The sequence below is a fragment of the Vibrio sp. SCSIO 43136 genome, from assembly GCF_023716565.1.
Classification (GTDB): Bacteria; Pseudomonadota; Gammaproteobacteria; order Enterobacterales; family Vibrionaceae; genus Vibrio.
Genome location: NZ_CP071849.1, coordinates 1,562,795 through 1,581,822 on the forward strand (window position 1 = coordinate 1,562,795; position 19,028 = coordinate 1,581,822).

The following is a 19,028-nucleotide window of genomic DNA, read 5'->3' on the forward strand; positions in this document are numbered from 1 at the left end:
TTTGAGCGCTGCCACAGAACCTATTCTAAAGAATAGCTACTATCCAAACTCCTATTGAGTGTATTGGTGGAGATAAACGTGACGGTAACCTTCAAAGATGTAGCAAAACTTGCTGGTGTCTCGACTCAAACTGTATCTCGAGTCACCAATGGCTCAGAGAGTGTGGCGGAAAAGACCCGACAAAAGGTCAACCAAGCGATAAAGCAGCTCGGTTATGTGCCGAACAAAGGAGCACAGATGTTAAGCCGTGCTCAATCGACCAATATTGGTTTGGTCACACTCGATATGGCGCTGCATGGCGCCGCATTGATCGCCAATGGTGTAAGAAGAAAGGCCACTGAACTCAGTTTTGGTACTGCGTTTTCAGTGGTGTCTGGGTCTGGACTTGGTTGCGTTCAAGCTTCGGTCAGAGAATTAATTGCCCAGCAGGTAGATTGCATCATCCTCAATGTCCCGCTGACCTCGTCAGACGCAACAGCCTTAGTTGAACAATTTCCAAGTTTGCATCTAGTTTTCATTGATGTGCCGGAGGGGACTCCGGTCCATTATGTGTATGGGGAGCACGCTCAGGGGGCGAAGGCGATAGTACGGCACCTTCTAGATCAAGGACGAGAGACGTTTTTACTGATCAACGGCCCGCAAGAGTCGAGTGCGGCCAACATTCGTCACCAAATCTGGCAGCAAGAGATCGAAGCGGCGAACAAAAAAATTAGCTATCAATACCAAGGAGATTGGCAGGCAAGCAGTGGTTACTTAGCAGTGCGAGAAGCTATCGGCAACCAAGTGGATTTTGATGCGGTGATTGTCGCAAGCGATCAAATGGCACTTGGTGCACTTAGAGCGTTAGACGAAATGCAAACTGCCGTCTCTGAGCAGGTGGCTGTAACAGGTTTTGATGGCATTGCTGACAGCGCCTTTTTCAACCCTCCCCTAACAACCGTAAAGCAAGATTTCACTGCAATTGGTGAGCAAGCGGTTGTCGCAGCCATTGAGCTCAAAAATAGCACTCTTCAAACACAAACCGTTTGCAAACAGATACACGTCCCTGTTGAGTTGATTGTGCGTCAAAGCTCAGCTAATAGAACGCAGGATGACGATAGCCGTCATGAAATCAAACGTTTATTAAGAAAGGTAGAAGCACTGCTGTGATAACGGCAAACAATTATTTAGACTCTAAGCACTCAATTAGACGGTCTCTGACAGGGTCAAATATCTTCTCAGTGGACCACAATAGTTCGACTGACCAAGACAAGTCATAGTCATCTTCGACTTCAAACTGAATCAATTTCTCGTCATTGATCTCTTGCATAGCTAATGACTCGGGTAGGTTACACCATGCCACGCTCTGCTTGGCCATTTCCATCCCCACCTTTAAGCTATCAGCGCTGATGATATCGTGGCTGTATACTTGGCTCTCTACACCAAGGTTTCTAAGCGGCGTCATTACCACTTGAGTCATGCTTCGGATCATACTTGGAGTCAGTGGCTTATCGGTACTAAAGCCGAACCTTTGCATATATTCAGGCGTAGCGACTCGTACCAAAGGAAAGTCCATATGGCGAAAGCTGTTTACCTCCGCAGGCAAGGAATATGTTGTTAGCGCAAACGCCATGTCGGCGCTACCGTCGATTAGTGCCTGACGGACTGATTGTGTATCGCCAGTCTTTACAGTGACTTTCAACGATGGCATTGCTTTAATCAACTCACTGATCGCAGTCATCACACCGAGCTCTATCACTGCGACATCGATCACAATTACGGTCTCTCCCGAATGCCCCTGAAATATCCCTTCAACTTTGACATCAAACGCACTTGCTTCTAACAAAAATGCTTTTGCATGATCGTAAAGGGCCTTCGCTTTCTCAGTTGCCTCTAATGAACGGCTATATCGAATGAATAACTCAAAACCCAAATCATCCTCTAACGCACTGATTTTTCGACTGTATGTAGATGCGTGCCGATGAGACTTTGCTGCTGCTTTAGCAAAACTACCTTCTTCATATACTTCGACAAAAGCCGCCAAATAATCCAAATTAAGACTCATAACACTCTCCACTAAATGATCATTTGCATGCAAATGTCGCATGCTCAGCAATTATGCCAGTAATAGTATCTAAGTTAAATTCTTTCTCAGACCTTAATTGATTTTATATCTAACCTTCATGATTCACTCCATCTGAAAACATGAAGCAGGAGACCAAACATGAAACTTAAAGCACTATCACTAGCTGTCCTACTAAGCAGCTCTTTCGCCGCTAACGCAGCAACGTTCAGCAAGCCTGATGCAGCATTCCTAGAAGGCGCAGCAGCGTCTGGTATGCCAGTAGAACTATGGGACAGCGCAGAATATGCAGCGTCTTCTTTCCCAAATGCTTATAAGTTCACACCATCATACGAGATCGTAAAGTCTGGTCTTGCTCCTGAGCAATTCAAAACAGACAAGTCTCTAGACTTTGATAAGATCATGGTTCCTGCTATTGATGGTGAAATGTCTCTAAACGACTTCCTACGTGACCGTGTTAAGAACCACTCTATGGTTGTTCTTAAAGGCGACCAAATGCTGCACGAGCACTACTGGAACGGTATGGATGAGCACTCAACTCACCTAGACATGTCTGTAACTAAGTCTTTTACAGCAATGCTAGCAGGTATCGCAGCAGCTGAAGGCAAACTTGATATGTCTAAACAAGTTACTGACTACTTACCCCACCTTAAAGGTACCGCGTGGGATGGTGCGACAGTTCAAGAAACTGCCGACATGCGTACTAACGTTATCCAAGAGATCCAAAAACACAAGTCTTGGGATACTCGCATGACTGACTCTCAAGGTTGGAACGGCGATTTCTCAAAAACTTACCCGAACGGCATCAACGACTACTTCCCAATGGTAAAAGAAGTATCTGCACCAATGGGCTCTAAATACTCTTACCAGTGCATCAACACTGAGGTTCTAGGTAAAGTTGTAGAAGCAGCAACTGGTGAGAAACTGGCTGACCTTCTAGAGAAGAACTTCTGGGGCAAAGTAGGTATGGGCGAAAACGCACACTACCAAGCGGACTTCGCAGGTAACCCAGTTGCTTCTGGCGGTCTGAACGCAGCAACAAAAGACCTTGCACGCGTTGGTCGCATGCTAATGAACAGTGGTAAGAACTACAAAGGCGAGCAAGTCGTTCCTGCTGAGTTCATCAACAACATCCTAGAAGGTAACGACGAAGTACGTGCTGCATGGCTGAAAGGTAAAGAGTCTGCACTGGCTGAAGGCTGGTACAAAGACCAATTCCGCTCGCTAAACATTGGCGGTCGTCAAATCATGGCGATGGTTGGTATCCACGGTCAGGTTGTCGCAATGGACCACAAAACAGGTACTGTTGTCGCAATGAATGGTGGCTACCCTCAAACTGAAACACCACGCATGGCTATCGCTATCTTCTACAAAGCGCTACCAGCAATCTTCGCAGCAGCTGACGAAGTAAAATAATTACTGCGGGGTAACTCGCTTAAGTAATCAACCCAATATTAATCCGGTGTCGAGAAATCGACGCCGGATTTTTTATGCCGATGGCTAATTAATCAGTTGATTGTTCAAGCTATGATTTGATATAGGACCACTTCAAAAATTGTGATATCGTTTGCGCAAACGTTGCAATATAACGTGATATAAATCACATTTACTATTTCTTAGGTAGTCCCCATGAAATTTAAAGCACTTTCAGCACTGTTTGCTGCTTCTCTATCCTTTAACGCTTTTGCTGGTGTTACTGTGAAAGAAACCAACCACTTCCAAGACGTGGCGAAGAAAGTTGAAGAACTTAAAAAAGCTGGTGAGAAGCCACTAATCGTTCTAGATATCGACAACACACTTCTAACTTCTTCTGCGGACATTGGTGGTGACATCTGGTACCAGTGGCAACGTGGTAAGCTAGACGTTAAACCACAAGGTGATGATAAAGTAGATTGCCTATTTGAAGACTCTATTGGCCTGCTATACGAACTCGTGCCAATGGACCTTATTGAAGAAAATGCACCTGCGACAGTACGCAGCTGGCAGGACAACGGTCTAACTGTTTTTGCTCTAACTTCTCGTTCACCAAACTACCGTTATGCGACTGAGCGAGAGATGTACCGCAACGGTTTCGATATGAAGCTAACTCCACTTAAGGAGAAAGGCTCAGATGAGACTCCAATCTACATCGAGAAAACTCAGCGTCCACTAAGCTACATCAACGGCATCATGATGACGACTGGCATGCACAAAGGTGAAATGCTTCAGCACATCCTTGCGAAAACTGAGCAAGAGTTCACTTCTGTGATCTTTGTTGATGACAGCAAGCACAACATCGTTGCGATGGAAGAGTCATATAAAGACAACAACGACGTTGATATGACCATCTTCTATTACACCAAAGTTGAGCACGACCGTATCGAGAAGAACGGCGCTGTTCTAACTCAAGAGCAAGCCGACAAAATGGCAAGTGACTGGAAAGCGCTGAACAAAACGCTCGATAAAATCGCACCGGCGCGCGTTGGTGATGTTTGCCTAGGGTTTTAATCTAGCCACTTTAAAAGGCTTCACTTTTTGTGAAGCTTTTTTGTTACCCCATGAAAAAGCGCCCTTAGAGAAAACTCTAAGGGCGCTTTTCGAAATACTTAACTCTTATACGAAATCTTGACGCATTGGCGTGAAGTTATCGATAAGCACGCCTTTCTCAAGACACTTAGCACCGTGCATGATGTTTGGCTCTTTGTAAATTGTATCACCAGCAACAACGATCTTAGTTTCGTCGCCTACAGTGAATTCAAACTTACCAGACACTACGTAAGTTAGCTGCTCGTGTGGGTGGTTGTGCATAGCTGCGACAGTACCTGTCTCGAAGTACACTTCACAAGTCATCATGTTATCGCTGTAAGCAAGAACTTTACGTGAAAGACCGCCACCTAGATCTTCAATAACAACGTCTTTGTTGAATACGAACATAGTTATAACCTTTTTCTTCCAGTGCACTAAAGCGTTTGATCGATACGATTAGTGATAATTGTTAGGCAAGCCATCAAAGGCTCACCGATTGAATTTATTCTATGATCAACAAGAACACATTAATCATTTTGTATTACAAATACTATATGAAGTGATGCCGAAAGTAACGTGCTAAGCGCCAAAATGAGATTTAGATCAAACTTATTTACCCGTGACACCTATCAATAACTAATACAAAAAAGCTCTGCAAATCCATGCAGAGCTTTTAAGTTGCTAGTTTTTGAACACTAGCGATTAAGGACAGTCACCTAAGCACGTCACTGAGGACTAGGCAGCAACCATGCACCGCCCTTAATTTTTCTCAGCTTAGAAGTAGATACGTGCACCTAGTGCGAATAGGCCTTCGCCATCATTGCTACTGGTGTTGATTCCAGTCGTTGTGAAGCTTTGAGACTCGCCTTTCTTGTAACCATATTCGCCGTACACACGTGCGTATTGGTTAAACTTGTACTCCCCACCAACGTAGCCGTAAGTTAAGTCATCTTTGTCACTGTTGGTGCTCTTTTCTTGTACTGTGTACTCAAAACCTGTGTAGATTGAGGTTTTTTCTGCCACTGGTAGTTTTGCAGATAGAGATAGAGCGCCTTCATCGATGCTTTGCTCTGGAGTAGAGTCTAGTTTTTCTTGCTTCGCTGCATAGTAAGTCGCAGCGACTACACCACCAGCAATTGCATATTCTGCTGTGACTTCAGCATAAGTGTTACGTAGATTTACTTTGTCGCCACTCGCAAGCTCGTACTCTTTCGCAGTATCACGACCAGCACCTACATGTACTAGGAAATCACCAAATTCCTTGGCAACGTATAGCTCAATCAACTGGTGCTTGGTTGCTTCTTGCTCAACACCGTAGTTCGCCGCGAGTTTAAAACCTTCGCTTTCATAGACGTATTTGATCAATGAGCTATGTAGACCGTCGTTTAGCGTTTTGTAGCGCAGCGCATCACCACCGTAAAAGTAGGTAAAATCCGCACCAGAAAAGTCATCTGCAACAGTCCATTGACGACCCATGGTCACCTGACCAAAATCGCCCGCAAGACCCACATAGTGAAGACGGCTGTATAAGTCCAGATCCGAAGAGCCTGCATACAGACCAAATTCTGCTTTACCAATGGCACGCAGGTTTTCATCAACGTTAAAATCAACAGCGATACCTGCACGTGAAGAACCCGCTTCTAGTTTTGATTTACTTAGTGCAGATTCAGGATGATCCGAATCAAGGAACTGAGCGCGAAGCTGACCATAAAAGTCAACGCTACCTGCTTCTGACTGGTGAATATTTACAGCCTGTGCAGCAAAAGAAGAAACTAAAAGAGATGGGATTACCGCTGCTAGAAGTGTTTTTTTCATGAAACTTTCCTGTCTGTCATGTTTTGTAATGCCCCACATATCCGCTGTGGGTTGATTACAAGCTAGCAATTAAGTTCCTTGTCAACAATAGGTATTATATCACACCTATGTAAAAACCTTGTAAAGACACCATCTATATCCGTTCAATCTTCGTTCAAAATAATTTGACATAAAACTTATTTTCAGGAGAGATTTTGACTACCCATCAGAAATGAAATCTTACATTGCAGCAACAAGATAGATAATGTAACCATAAAACAACCAATATTTAAGTGAAATAGTTTAAAAATCGCAGATCTTTAATACATAAAGGGGTTCAATAAACTGAATCAATACTTAGAAAGTGTCAATATTTCACATTAAAACAATGTTTTTGATGTGTCTCACATATTTGCATCCTGCCTAGCGAATTAAACTTAATGATTCCATGAAGAATCAATCTCCACTCCTCTAAAAAGAACGTATGGAGTCGCTTAAAGCTAACAAGTAAAAGTAGAAGTGCTATTAAATGATACAGAGTGAAAATCGTTGACCAATAATTGGGCTTGGATGAAATTCTATGCACTTATAATGTGCATTTTACAACCGACAAGATTTCTCCAACCTCCTTTTTTCAGTATTGGAAGCGAATGTAAGCCACTGAATAATAAAAGCATTAATTTTAAACTCGAAAAAATTCGAGTTTTGGCATGCGTTATGCTCAGACCAATTCATCGCTCAAGACAGCCATGGATGGAATATTTATGTCGAACTCAATCACCACTGTAGACTACACCACTCAAGAACTTTTACTTCTAGCTCATAAAGCCATTGGCCATTGGGGGCTAGAGCCTTCTACTGAAATAAGGCTGATCAAACATCGTGAAAACGCAGTATTTAAAATCTTTAGCCGACAAGGTACTTACGCAATGCGTATTCACCGATTTGGCTACCATACGGATCAAGAACTGCTTTCAGAACTGCACTGGATACATGCAATCCCAAATGGTGAGCTGTTCACCGCTGATGTGTTACCAACGCTCAATGGTGAGCTGTTCCTTAACCTTGCCTTGGAAGTTGGCATGCAACCGCTACAGATCGATTTATTAGAATGGGCAGATGGTGCGCCTATTGCCACTATTGAAGATGGGTGCGATGACATAGAACTACTCGAATCAACCTACCACCAAGTAGGCCGCTTAATGGCAATGACACACAATCATGCTGAAGAATGGACACCGCCAGCAGATTTTGAACGTCATAGTTGGGACGAGCAAGGTATCTTTGGGCCAAACTCACTTTGGGGCAACTACCAAGATTTAACCCAACTTAGTGACGAACAAACTCAGCTCATCGACAAAGCTTGTCGCCTCGCCCGCAAAGATCTACAACAATACGGTAAAGATTCTGATCGCTATAGCTTGATCCATGCGGATTTCCTGCCAGAGAACTTACTTAAATCAGACAAAGGCATCTGCCTAATCGATTTTGACGATGCGGGATTTGGTTGGTTGCTGTTTGATATCGCAACGGCAGTATTCCCGTACCTAGGGGAAGATCACTTTGAACAGGTGCTTGATGCCATTCTCGTGGGCTACATGGAAGTCCGCCCGATGGATGACAATCACCTAGACAAACTTCCTCTCTTCCTATTTATCCGCTCAGTAACTTATCTCGGCTGGATGCATACTCGTCGTGACTCTTCTACCGCAAAAGAGATGACAGGCATGGTGATAGAAGCTGCGACTGCGCTCGCTGAGCAATACCTTTCTCTTCAGCCACAAGGCTCTATGCTAGGCAGCGCCACCACAGACCTTAATGACTATGATTTGGAAGATCAGTCACTTACAACACTGGTAGAACAACGTCGTGCGAGTGTTGGAGGAAGCTTTCTATTCTATAAACAGCCGCTAGTTGCACAGCGAGGCGAAGGTTGCTACTTGTTTGATCATCAAGACAATGCGTATTTAGACTGCTACAACAATGTGCAAAGTGTTGGCCACGCAAACAGTGCGGTCGCCAATGCAATCTTTGAGCAACTCAATCAGGTTAATACTCATTCCCGTTACTTAAACCCAACGCTTTCACACTATGCTAGGCAACTTACATCTACTATGCCCGAAGGACTGGACGTAGTATTTTTTACCAACTCAGGCAGTGAAGCCAACGACCTTGCGATGCGAATTGCCACCACTATCAGCGGGCGTTCTGGTGCTCTGGTTATGGATGCGGCATATCACGGCAATACTCAGTTGATCGATTGTTTATCGCCAGCGACACATAAACTCAACTACAGACCACTTGCCGAGTTTGTCGCAACCCTCCCTTTGCCAAAAGATGAAACCGCAATCGATCAGCAGCTTACTGATGCAATAAACGAGTTAGAGGATAAGCAGCACCCAATCGCAGCCTTCATGTGTGACTCCATTTTTGACTCATACGGTGGGCATATCGCCCCAGAAAACTTCTTTGCTAAAACTTACACCAAAGTAAGGGATAATGGCGGTTACTGCATTGCCGATGAAGTTCAATCAGGGTTTGGCCGTACTGGGAAAATGTGGGGCTTTGAGCAATATCACGTCGTGCCCGATATGGTGACACTAGGTAAACCTATGGGGAACGGCTACCCAGTGGGCGCTGTAGTAACTACCCAAGAGATCGCCGCAAAATTCATGCAGTCCACTGTTTACTTCAATACCTTTGGTGGCAACGCCGTATCTTGCGCTGCTGCTAGTGCGGTACTTGAACAAATCGAGCAGCAAGATTTGGTAACCAATGCAGCCAAAATGGAGCATCTATTATCGATTGGCCTGCATAACCTTGCCAATCGGTTTAGCTTCATCACCAACATTCGTGGCAGAGGTCTGTACTTCAGCTTTGATATCCAGAGTGACGGAGAACCAGATCATCAGCTCGCCAGCTTGATCCCGGATGCGATGAAAGAGCTCGGCGTACTAGTAGGTCTGACTGGTACAGAAGGTTGTAGTATCAAGATCCGTCCGCCACTCGTGTTTGGTTTGAACGAATGTGAAACGCTTCTGGCTGCCTTTCAAAAAGTATTTTCACAAATCCATCAGCAAGTTAATGCTGCTTAAACAATAATCAATTTACAATGTAAATCCGGTGTTATTCGCACCGGATTTTTTCTATTCTAAACTTTATCAATAGACATTAAAAAATTAGGAATCGACGATGAAGCTGTCTGCCCTTCCAATAGTATTGATTTTTGGTTCTTTAACTGCGGTGGCTGAAACCGAACATTACGTTCGCTTTGAACATCAAGGCAATATTCAGCATGGAAAGCTCGATGGTGCGACCGTCTATCCTATTGAAGGTGACCTGTTTGGAGAGCACAAAGTCACGAACACACCGCTCGACTTAAACGACATTGAGGTGCTCTTACCCACAACACCTGAAAAGGTATTTGCTGTCGGAATGAATTTCGCTAGTCATCTCGCATCTCCTTCCAACCAAGCGCCGCCCCTGTTTCTTAAACTGCCTTCATCTTTGATCCTCACAGGAGACACCATTCAAGCCCCCAAAGACGCTCGCAATGTGCACTTTGAAGGAGAATTGGTATTGGTGATTGGTAAACAAGTTCGCAATGTTTCGCAGCTGCAAGCCAAACAAGCAATTTGGGGGGTAACCGTAGGAAATGACTTGACCGAACGCAATTGGCAAGGTTCAGACTTGCAATGGATGCGAGCAAAAGCCGCAGACGGATTTGGCCCAATCGGTGCGACGATTGTCACTGGCGTTGATTATGAAAATGTAGAACTCACCACACGTTTAAACGGCAAAATCGTGCAGCAAGAGAGCACCAAGAATATGATCCACAGCCCCGCCAAAGTAGTGAGCTATTTAAGCCAATATTTTACGCTCAAACCTGGAGACCTGATCTTTATGGGCACACCGGGACGCACACAGTCGCTCAAAGATAACGATGTTATTTCGGTATCTATTGAGCAGGTGGGAGAAGTCAAAAATAAAATTAGGTTTGATTAATCAGGGTAACGTTTTTGCCAATACCTCAACCCCTCCACAACTCCTTGAGCGTGGCTGGCTTTGGCAAGGTACACATTCTCATTTTCTACTAGGTGCTTAACTTCTGGGAAGTGATTGGCGACCAGCACGGCATTAATGCCTTGCATCGTTAACATTGCCGTATCGTTGGCGGAATCACCAGCCACCACGACTTGATTAGGAGCCAGTTCATACAAAGCCATTAGGTGTTCCAGAGCACTAGCTTTGTTTATGCCTGCTGGGGTGATATCTAGAAACCAGTCATGTGAATAAGTCATATCCACAGCAAGACTTTGTTCTTCAATCAGAGCTTGAAGCTTGCTGACTTGCTCTAACGTTAGCTGCCCTTCGTAAGTCACCTTGTAATCACTCTGGTGCTGGGCAACCTGCTTACCCAAAAAGCCCAATGTTGCTAGCACATCAAGGGTTTGTTCACGATCCCACATTCGCAATCTGTTTTGCCAATCAAGGTCAACCGAGTGCGAGCCACAGTGAAAGACTTGGGTGCCCACATCGCTGATGATACTGCTCGCTGTGGGGTAGTCATGCTCTGACAAGCCTCGCTGAATCGATGAAAACGTGCGACCAGTCGAAACCACAAAACGAATATCAGGTGCTACCTGCATCGCCTGATAAAGGTGTGACACATCTGCGTCGCCACCACCATGAATGGTGCCATCGAAATCACATACTAACATTTTGATCATGCGAGAAACCCTTGCTTGTTAATACACGAAAGACCCAGCACACCGCTAGGCCTTCCCTTTATACGTGTTCTACCCTATTTTAGGATCTGTTTAGCGGCGGTATCTAGCGCCTCTTTGACCCCTTGCTTGCCTAAGATAGCACTTTCAATCGCCGCCCCTTCGGCAAACCAGTATCCTGTCATTTGCGGGATATTTGGCATGATTTCACCATTCGCCGCGTTGATCATGGTTGAGCGAATTCTCTCGTCACTTTCAATGATCTTCTGGAACGACTTCAACGCCACAGCGCCTAGTGGTTTATCATCGTTCATGATTTTTAGTGCGCTGTCTTTGTATAGATAGTTTTCAAAAAACTCTATCACCAAATCTTTGTTCGGACTGGATGCGTTAATACCACCACTAAGCACGCCGACAAACGGGTTGCCTTTACCACCATTTAAGGTCGGTAACACTGCTACCCCATAGTTAACCCCACGTTTATCCAAGTTGCCCCAAGACCAAGGACCGTTTATCGTCATAGCCACTTGCCCTTTACTGAACTCAGATTCCGATACGGAATAGTCCATATCCGGATTCACCACGCCTTGGTTCACCATATCGACAAGAAATTGCAGCCCTGCAATCCCTGCATCATTGTTCACCCCAGTATGAGCCGCATTATAGCCACCTTCTACTTTCTCAAAAGCGTATGCGCCACCAGCAGAGATCATGGGCCATGTAAAGTAAGCATTTTTCACATCCCACATGATGGCTTGCTTACCTTGCGCTTTCATCTGCTTATCAATTTGCGCAAGCTCCTCCCAACTCTTTGGAGGCTCTGGCAATAGATCTTTGTTGTAAATCAGCGATGGTGTTTCAATCGCTAGGGGGTAGCCATAAATCTTGCCATTCACCGACACCGCATCCCAGCTAAAATCCACCAATTTATCCTTAAACTCTTGGCTAGGATTTAACTCATAAAGTAACCCCGATTCAGCGTAACCACCAAAGCGGTCGTGAGCCCAAAAAATCACATCTGGACCGCCACCTGTTGCAGCGTGCTGTTGGAATTTCTCTTCCAACGAATCAGGGTGTTGAACAATCACGGCAACTCCAGTGTCTTGCTCAAACTGTTTGCCGATTTGAGCAAGTCCTTCGTAGGATTTATCCCCGTTGATCCAAATGATGATTTCGCCTTCCTCCATCGCACTGACAGACGGAGCAAGCAAAACAGAAAGTGTACAAATTGAGAGGGTATTAAGTAGGGCTTTCATTATATTTATTCCTTCAAATCTGGTCCGAACCAGTGGATAAGATGTGCTAAGCCCTCTCATCTTATGAACGTCCCAATGAGATAGAAAATAAATTAAATTAGCCATGATATAGTCAAAATCTATACCAACCTAAGACTAGGCTTAACCGCTACTCCAGAGCCCTTGATTCAACAGGCCCACTCACCTGAACTAACAAAATTGTTATAAGTTTTGATTAAACAGATATGTGATTTGTGGCTCAATGAGAATGTACCTTCCTATTGGGGACAGACACCTAAATCAATAGCTATCAATAGGACCAGCCGCTTCGTTTACGAGATAATGAAACAAGGACAGACACCGATGCTCTATGGCTGAAACTCCACGTTTCGCTGTGATGCAGTTCCATCAGTTCGTTCCTGCGATCGTAGAAGCGCTAACGAAATAAGATAGTAGGTTGGTCACTAAGAGTTGCTTAGTGACCAACCTACCACATAAAAAACGAGCTATTTCTGGCTCGTTTTCTCGCTTGAAAATGGTCTCCTCAATTTGAGGACACACACCGAATCAAAAACTAGCCTACTCGCCCATTTCATTATTAGCTGTTCCTTGATGGAGGACAGGCGCCTAAACCACTCGCTCACGAGAGTTAACACACAAAGTCAAGAACTCCGTCGTTCAGTAACTTGTAAACAAATATGTCTAAGTTAGTCCAACACAATTGACCAGCATTAGCTGGCGTGGGGTGATTTAAGGTTTTAAGGTGTGCTTATTCGAGATGATAGAGGTGAAGTTTGGATTTCCCCAAAGCCAATTTTGCCTGCCCTATTAGACTAGCATTACCAATCGCTGTTATTTTTTGCTTTTCCAATTGAGTACAGACCTTTAACCAACTCACATGAGCGATGTTAAGCCTAATAAGTATCGGGGGTAACGTTCTGTCCATTGTGCACTTATCTGGCCTTAATTGACGAGCGGTCCAATCGACCAATTCAATGTAGTCGATAAGCTTAAATGGCAATCCATCTTGTACTTTATCCTCGACAGTACCAACAAACGGATATAGACACGGTGCGGTTTCGAGGTTATTGCGCAAAGCAGAAATACGAGTTCTTATTGATGTAAATGCTGAATTCTCAGGGGTTTTAGCTTCACCTGCCCGTACAGGGTTTAAGTCAACATAGGCCATCGCTGCTGCGAGTGCTTTTTCATCAAGCAATGCTTGGCTTTTGAAACGGCTTTCCCAAAAATGGCCAGTACACTTGTCTTCTCGATTGGCTCGACAGGCAATGTCATAATTGAGTTCTTTCATAAACCAGCTCAACGACCACAAACGTTCACGCCAAACTTCTATTATCTCCAAGCACTTTAGTTTTTCTGCTTCACTAGATAGTTGATTTTGTTGCCACCTCTTAATAATCACAGGAAGTTTGTGCGCTAGTCCCCAACGTTTAATCACTTCATCTGGTGTTAAGGCTTGGGCCTTATTTCGGTTGACGTGCAGAACTAAATGAAAGTGATTGCTCATCACAGCATATGCACATACATCAATACAGTATGTATAAGTAAGTGATTGAATTTTTTCTTCGACCCAAGATCGTCGATGCTCGTAACTAGTGTTAGTCAGCTTATCTACACCACACAAAAAGCTGCGTCTCACGCAACGAGAAACACAGTGGTAATAGGAAGTGGCCTCAACGGACACGAGCTTACTTCTAGCAGTAGTCATGAATGTAAGTAGCAATGAGTTTGCCAATAATTTAGCAATTGAGCTCCCGAGAAAATGCGTGTGCTATCCGCTTAAAGGAGAATTCAGTCAAAATTCATACTTTCGGTGTGTGTCCTCATAATAGAGTCAGCTTTTGGTGTCTGTCCTCTAAATAAAAAAACCGAGTGCTTCGCCAGCACTCGGATTTATGTCACTTAATTGTGTGATTCTAGCGCTCCTGCAAATTAATGCTCAGCGCCAACAACGATCACATAAACATCAGACGAAACACTGCCATGCGTTGTCCAATCCCCTAGGCCAAGTGAGTCGTTGCTTTGCTCTTGCAGCAAACTCTTAACCGCAATACCTAGATTATCGTATCTCCAAGAGGTCATTGCGATGGTCTCTTTGAGGTTTACAGGCGTGTTATTCGCATCTTTTGCATTGGAAATAACGATATCGCCGTCTACATAATCCCACGTACCGATGCCAACACTTTGTGAACCTTCTTTCACGTTAACGCTGCGCTGTCCGTTTGGCTGATCATAGAAGACGTAGCTTTGGTTCAAGTTTTTCAGCGTGAAGTGTTTCACTGGCTCGTTTAATAGCAAAGTGGTAACTGCTGATTCAATGTTCATGACAGTATTGCTGGCTGCTTTACAATCAGTAATCGCTGCTTGGTATTGTTCAATGCTCGATAGAGAAATCGGATTGTCGTTAGAATCCCTTGAGTCATCCCCTGTTGTACAAGACTGAACACCTTGATGCTCTATACGTGCCGCAAGTGGTGCCATTTTGTCTGCGAATGCCGGAGCGAGATCAGCGCTAATGGTGTAGAACTTACCATTAACCAAGTTTTCTTCACCTGTACCAGAAAGGCTGTTGAATTGAACCGTAGGCTGATTAGTCTCACTATTAACCGCACACACTGTCGATATCGCTGTTGCACGATTTTCATTAGACAGATAGAAGGTCGGATAGATGCTCATCACATCATCACACGTTAATGCTGATGCAAAAGAGACGCTGGCAAATGGCTGGTTATTCAACGCATTAAGACCATTAAGCATCACGCTTGTTGCTGGGTCTATATAACCATTGTTATGCCACAAGAAGGAGCGGTAAATGGTGCCTGATGCACGCATGTTCAAGGTGCTTTCCACATGTTTACTGGTAGTAAAAATATCCCCTAGCCATACCGTAGCTGCGCCGTTGGTTTGACTAGTTTGCGAGGTTGCTTTGATCAAGTAACCCTGACTGAAGTCATACGCTTTAACAATAGAGATATGATCCACTTCGTCTGAAGTGCCATCATTAACTACCGTTTTGATGATATCTCCTTCAACACTGTAAGTGCCCACTTGTAGGTTAGGCTCAGAACAAGTGTAGTCGGTACTAATATCAGAGAAATAAAGGACGTTGTTTTCAAACTTAAGTGAGTAACACCCAAGCATCGGATGCTCTGCTACAGCGCTGTTTTCAATAGAGTAAAATACCTTGTTTTCCAGAGGGTGAGTTACCGCAACATCTGATGGTTTGATGGTATAGAAGATATTAACACTGGCTTGATCTTGGTTAACTGCATCTTGTGCCCACACTACCAAGTTAAACTCACCATCAACTGTTGGAGTACCTTTAATTACCAACTGACCACTACTGATGGTTGCACTCATACCCGGGGCATCTGTATCCGCATTGATGGTTAACGCCGCAACATCTTCGTCAATGAACAAGCCGTCTAAGCTGAAGGTCTGCTCTGGGAATTCAACCCCTTTGGTAAACTCGATCGCTTTAATGGTCTCAACAAATGTCGCTTTAGTCTCTTCGTCGACACTTGGCGCAAGATCTGGAGAAGTAAAGGTAACTTTCAGCTCCACAGGGTTGGAGCGAGCACCGTGAGAATCGATAGCAAAGATATAGAAAGTGTAAACCCCGGCTTTATCATGTTTGATATTGAAGAGCACACCTTCATTACTGAGACTCACGCCATTTTGATACTCAGAGTCAGTAGATACTTTAAGGGTGAATGAATCACCGCTATCAACATCCTCAAACGCCAAACCGTACTGTGAAGCGAGGTTAATACTGGTGGTGCCACCGACAGAAATTTCAGACTTAAAGGTGAGATCTTTCGCACCAATACTCTTAGGTCGGTGGTTAACAGTGATTGGATCAACACTACCATCTTCTTTGATGTCGCCGACAACCGGATTAAAACCTTCAAGCTCGTCAGCACTGGTTTTGTCCTTAACTTCCGTCGCCACTTGCTTAACAATCGTCAGTTTAGACTCTGGGCTGATGTTGGCTTTATCGTGGTTATCGACCAGCACTTCACCAATCACTTCAAGCTGCTTACTCTTCAATGCATCTTGCGGTGAGTTGGTGGCAGAAAGGTAATCACCAAAAGCATCATCATTATCAACAGGGATGCCGCTCTCAACTAAGGCATCAACAACGCTTTTTTGCGCCGCAGCTAAGTCTAACGTTGAGTCGTTTTCTAGCTTTTCTACCACTAAGTTTGTCAGAGGGTTAACAACAACTGCACCCGCTGGTGCTTTCAATGTGAAGGCACTTTCAACAACACCACGGGTCATATCCACCGTTGTGCCAGGCGTTGCTGTCACACACAATGGTTTATCTTTATATTGACCATCAACTTTCAATTGGCCTTTTTCATCCGTCACACCAAGATCGGTTTCACAAACGCCATTGTTATCGTTATCTACCTTAACGCTTGCTTTATGCAAGTAGCCATCTAAAGCCGTGACTGTAAAGCCTGTTACTGGTGTAGGGTTGCCAGAGTCAGTAGATGAATCCGACCCTCCCCCACAGCCCGTCACTAATGCTGCTGTTACTGCCGCAGCTACCATGGTTTTGTTGTTATACAACCAACGTGTGTTCATCCAACATTATCCTTAATTACTTATAAATAGACTTATCTGGTCCGACATCTGCCCTGCCCGAACCGGATATGCAATCATAGGATATTAATTAAGTTGATATCATTGATATTTTATATAAAAGCGATCGTAATCACTTAATTTTATGAATGAGCAACACAGGAAACATTGACCTTACTAATCAATTAGATAGTGAACTGAGATTAGACCTATTGCAGGATGCCATACCCTATAAAAAGCACAAACGCAGGTTCTTACCCACTGACACATTTGCGGTAATTTGAGCTAAATCATTAACCAAAATTATCCTAGCAATAACTATTGATAATCATGAATTATCACTATCTGAGCTAACATGAATTATCACTTATTGAAGACATAGAGAAAGTCATGAAAGCCATCACTTACCAAAAATCTCAAGATACCTTTACCGTCACGCAACTAGATACTCCAAGCATTCACAAGCCATATGATGTATTGGTTAAGGTGGACGCCGTTGGACTTAACCCAGTCGATGCCAAAGTGCATTTGTGGAACAGTATGGTTGATGGCTTTGATGACTCTTTTGTTGGTGGGTTGGATGTCTCTGGTGAAATCATCGCCCTGGGTTCAGCCGTAGAAGGCTGGAGCATTGGAGATAAGGTACTTTATCACGGTAATATGACACGCACTCAAGGCGGCTTTGCCGAGTTTGCAGTTCAGGACGCTCGAACCTTAGTTGCTCACCCAAATGTCTCCCCAGAGGTTGCGGCTGCAACGCCTTGTGCTGCATGGACTGCATACCGAGCACTAGTCGATAAGCTTGCTATCGAGCAGAGAAATTCCATCTTCATCGCAGGGGGCTCTGGCGGTGTGGGAAGCTTTGCGATTCAAATGGCTAAGCACTTTGGGGTAGAAACCATTATCACCAGCTGCTCTGAGCGCAACCATGAGTTCGTTAAACAACTCGGCGCCACCCATATCCTTAATTATCAATCACAAGATATCGAACAAGAGGTGATGCAAATCACCAATGGGATTGGTGTTGATGTCGCCCTAGATTGCGTGGGTGGTGACAACGACAAGCTATGCGCTGCGGTACTCAGCTTTGAAGGTGAAATGGTTGAACTAGTAAAAACCGTCGAGCCTGCGAGCTACCATAATGCCTTCCTACGAGGACTCACTTTTCACCAGCTCAGCCTTGGCTCTGGACATCGCAATGGCGAGAAAGGCTTACAATCTCTGGTCAATGCTGGGAAACAAGTTTCGGCATTACTAGAGCAAGGCGTACTTACCGTACCTAACCTTCAAATCATCACTCTCGAACAAGTTGGAGATGCATTGAAAGACATGCGTAATCAGCGAACCGTAGGGAAGATTGTGGCGAAGCTAGATTAATACATAATTGATGAATCGCAGAATCTTGACCATAGACTCCTATCTAGGAGTCTGTGACCATTTCTACACTCGATATTGCTTGGATTATAGCATTGGCTATACAAGAAGCACCACGTCGGCTCACTAATACAAATACTATAAACAATATCCGTCAATCGGAGCTTTATTCCGCTAACTCCAACTGCCAATACCCCACCGAGCGCTTTTCACCAAACTTCACTCCGATATTGGCAAACTCGCCAACTTTCTTGAAACCAAGGCGCTCGTGAAGTCGGATACTGGCAGGATTTGGTAGGGCAATAACACCGATAACATTGGTAAAGTTATCTTGTTTTAGTCGCTCAAAAAGTGCGGTGTAGAGTGCGATGCCAAGTCCTTTGCCAGTGTGTCGGTGCGATACATAAACTGAAGGTTCAACGGTAAAGCGGTACGCCGAGCGAGCTTTCCAAGTGCTAGCGTAGGCATAGCCGACCACCTCTCCATCTATCTCCATCACAAGCCACGGATATCCTGCAGCCACAACTTGCTCCACTCTTTTTGCCATCTCACTTGAAGCCACTATTTCTTCTTCAAATGAGATAAAAGTAGATTCTACATAGTAATTGTAGATATCGGCGATGGCTGCCGAGTCCGAGAGATTCGCTTCTCTGATATTCATGTCCCCCTCCTTGGCGATCAAAATCATACAGCTTGGCTTAACCTACCACTAGATGCTCAAAT

The 19,028-nt window shown here is 44.4% G+C and carries 14 protein-coding genes; 6 read left to right on the top strand and 8 right to left on the bottom strand.

Annotated elements, in window-relative coordinates:
• The first annotated feature begins 78 nt into the window (after nt 1–78).
• A complete protein-coding gene (locus J4N39_RS21930; RefSeq protein WP_252024950.1) occupies nt 79–1,149 on the top strand; it encodes a LacI family DNA-binding transcriptional regulator in 1,071 nt (356 codons plus the stop codon).
• Between the two features lie 13 nt (nt 1,150–1,162).
• On the opposite strand, the gene J4N39_RS21935 is transcribed toward J4N39_RS21930, so the two are convergent.
• Nucleotides 1,163–2,044 carry a LysR family transcriptional regulator gene (locus J4N39_RS21935; RefSeq protein WP_252024952.1) on the bottom strand — a complete coding sequence of 294 codons (882 nt, stop codon included), beginning with the start codon at nt 2,042–2,044 and terminating at the stop codon, nt 1,163–1,165.
• A 159-nt stretch (nt 2,045–2,203) separates the two neighbouring features.
• Between J4N39_RS21935 and J4N39_RS21940 the strand changes: the two genes are divergently transcribed.
• Nucleotides 2,204–3,478 (top strand): serine hydrolase domain-containing protein, encoded by a 1,275-nt coding sequence (locus J4N39_RS21940; protein WP_252024954.1) that lies wholly within the window; start codon nt 2,204–2,206, stop codon nt 3,476–3,478.
• 213 nt (nt 3,479–3,691) lie between these two features.
• Nucleotides 3,692–4,549, top strand: a complete 858-nt coding sequence (locus tag J4N39_RS21945; RefSeq protein WP_252024955.1) for a DUF2608 domain-containing protein — start codon at nt 3,692–3,694, stop codon at nt 4,547–4,549.
• 105 nt (nt 4,550–4,654) lie between these two features.
• On the opposite strand, the gene J4N39_RS21950 is transcribed toward J4N39_RS21945, so the two are convergent.
• Nucleotides 4,655–4,975: a cupin domain-containing protein gene (locus J4N39_RS21950; RefSeq protein WP_252024956.1), complete on the bottom strand. Its 321-nt coding sequence runs from the start codon at nt 4,973–4,975 to the stop codon at nt 4,655–4,657.
• A 366-nt stretch (nt 4,976–5,341) separates the two neighbouring features.
• The gene (locus J4N39_RS21955) at nt 5,342–6,382 is read right to left on the bottom strand and encodes a porin (protein WP_252024957.1); all 1,041 of its coding nucleotides are present in this window, start codon (nt 6,380–6,382) and stop codon (nt 5,342–5,344) included.
• Nucleotides 6,383–7,125: 743 nt separating this feature from the next.
• Here J4N39_RS21955 and J4N39_RS21960 point away from each other — a divergent pair.
• Complete coding sequence (locus tag J4N39_RS21960) at nt 7,126–9,456, top strand: aminotransferase class III-fold pyridoxal phosphate-dependent enzyme (RefSeq protein WP_252024958.1); 2,331 nt, start codon at nt 7,126–7,128, stop codon at nt 9,454–9,456.
• A 97-nt stretch (nt 9,457–9,553) separates the two neighbouring features.
• On the top strand, nt 9,554–10,366 hold the full coding sequence (locus J4N39_RS21965; protein WP_252024959.1) for a fumarylacetoacetate hydrolase family protein: 813 nt from the start codon (nt 9,554–9,556) through the stop codon (nt 10,364–10,366).
• On the opposite strand, the gene J4N39_RS21970 is transcribed toward J4N39_RS21965, so the two are convergent.
• The 4 genes from J4N39_RS21970 to J4N39_RS21985 all read right to left on the bottom strand — a co-directional run bounded on the left by J4N39_RS21970 (nt 10,363) and on the right by J4N39_RS21985 (nt 16,934).
• Nucleotides 10,363–11,091, bottom strand: coding sequence for an HAD-IIB family hydrolase (locus tag J4N39_RS21970; protein WP_252024960.1), 729 nt, complete (start codon nt 11,089–11,091; stop codon nt 10,363–10,365). The two genes, J4N39_RS21965 and J4N39_RS21970, sit on opposite strands and share 4 nt — an antisense overlap.
• Nucleotides 11,092–11,165: 74 nt before the next feature.
• On the bottom strand, nt 11,166–12,344 hold the full coding sequence (gene malE, locus J4N39_RS21975) for a maltose/maltodextrin ABC transporter substrate-binding protein MalE (protein WP_252024961.1): 1,179 nt from the start codon (nt 12,342–12,344) through the stop codon (nt 11,166–11,168).
• 748 nt (nt 12,345–13,092) lie between these two features.
• The gene (locus tag J4N39_RS21980; protein ID WP_252024962.1) at nt 13,093–14,052 is read right to left on the bottom strand and encodes a transposase; all 960 of its coding nucleotides are present in this window, start codon (nt 14,050–14,052) and stop codon (nt 13,093–13,095) included.
• A 224-nt stretch (nt 14,053–14,276) separates the two neighbouring features.
• Nucleotides 14,277–16,934 carry a hypothetical protein gene (locus J4N39_RS21985; RefSeq protein ID WP_252024964.1) on the bottom strand — a complete coding sequence of 886 codons (2,658 nt, stop codon included), beginning with the start codon at nt 16,932–16,934 and terminating at the stop codon, nt 14,277–14,279.
• Nucleotides 16,935–17,321: 387 nt separating this feature from the next.
• Between J4N39_RS21985 and J4N39_RS21990 the strand changes: the two genes are divergently transcribed.
• Nucleotides 17,322–18,308 carry a zinc-binding dehydrogenase gene (locus J4N39_RS21990; RefSeq protein WP_252024966.1) on the top strand — a complete coding sequence of 329 codons (987 nt, stop codon included), beginning with the start codon at nt 17,322–17,324 and terminating at the stop codon, nt 18,306–18,308.
• A 163-nt stretch (nt 18,309–18,471) separates the two neighbouring features.
• Here J4N39_RS21990 and J4N39_RS21995 read toward each other — a convergent pair whose 3' ends face one another.
• The gene (locus tag J4N39_RS21995) at nt 18,472–18,966 is read right to left on the bottom strand and encodes a GNAT family N-acetyltransferase (RefSeq protein ID WP_252024968.1); all 495 of its coding nucleotides are present in this window, start codon (nt 18,964–18,966) and stop codon (nt 18,472–18,474) included.
• Nucleotides 18,967–19,028: the final 62 nt, after the last annotated feature.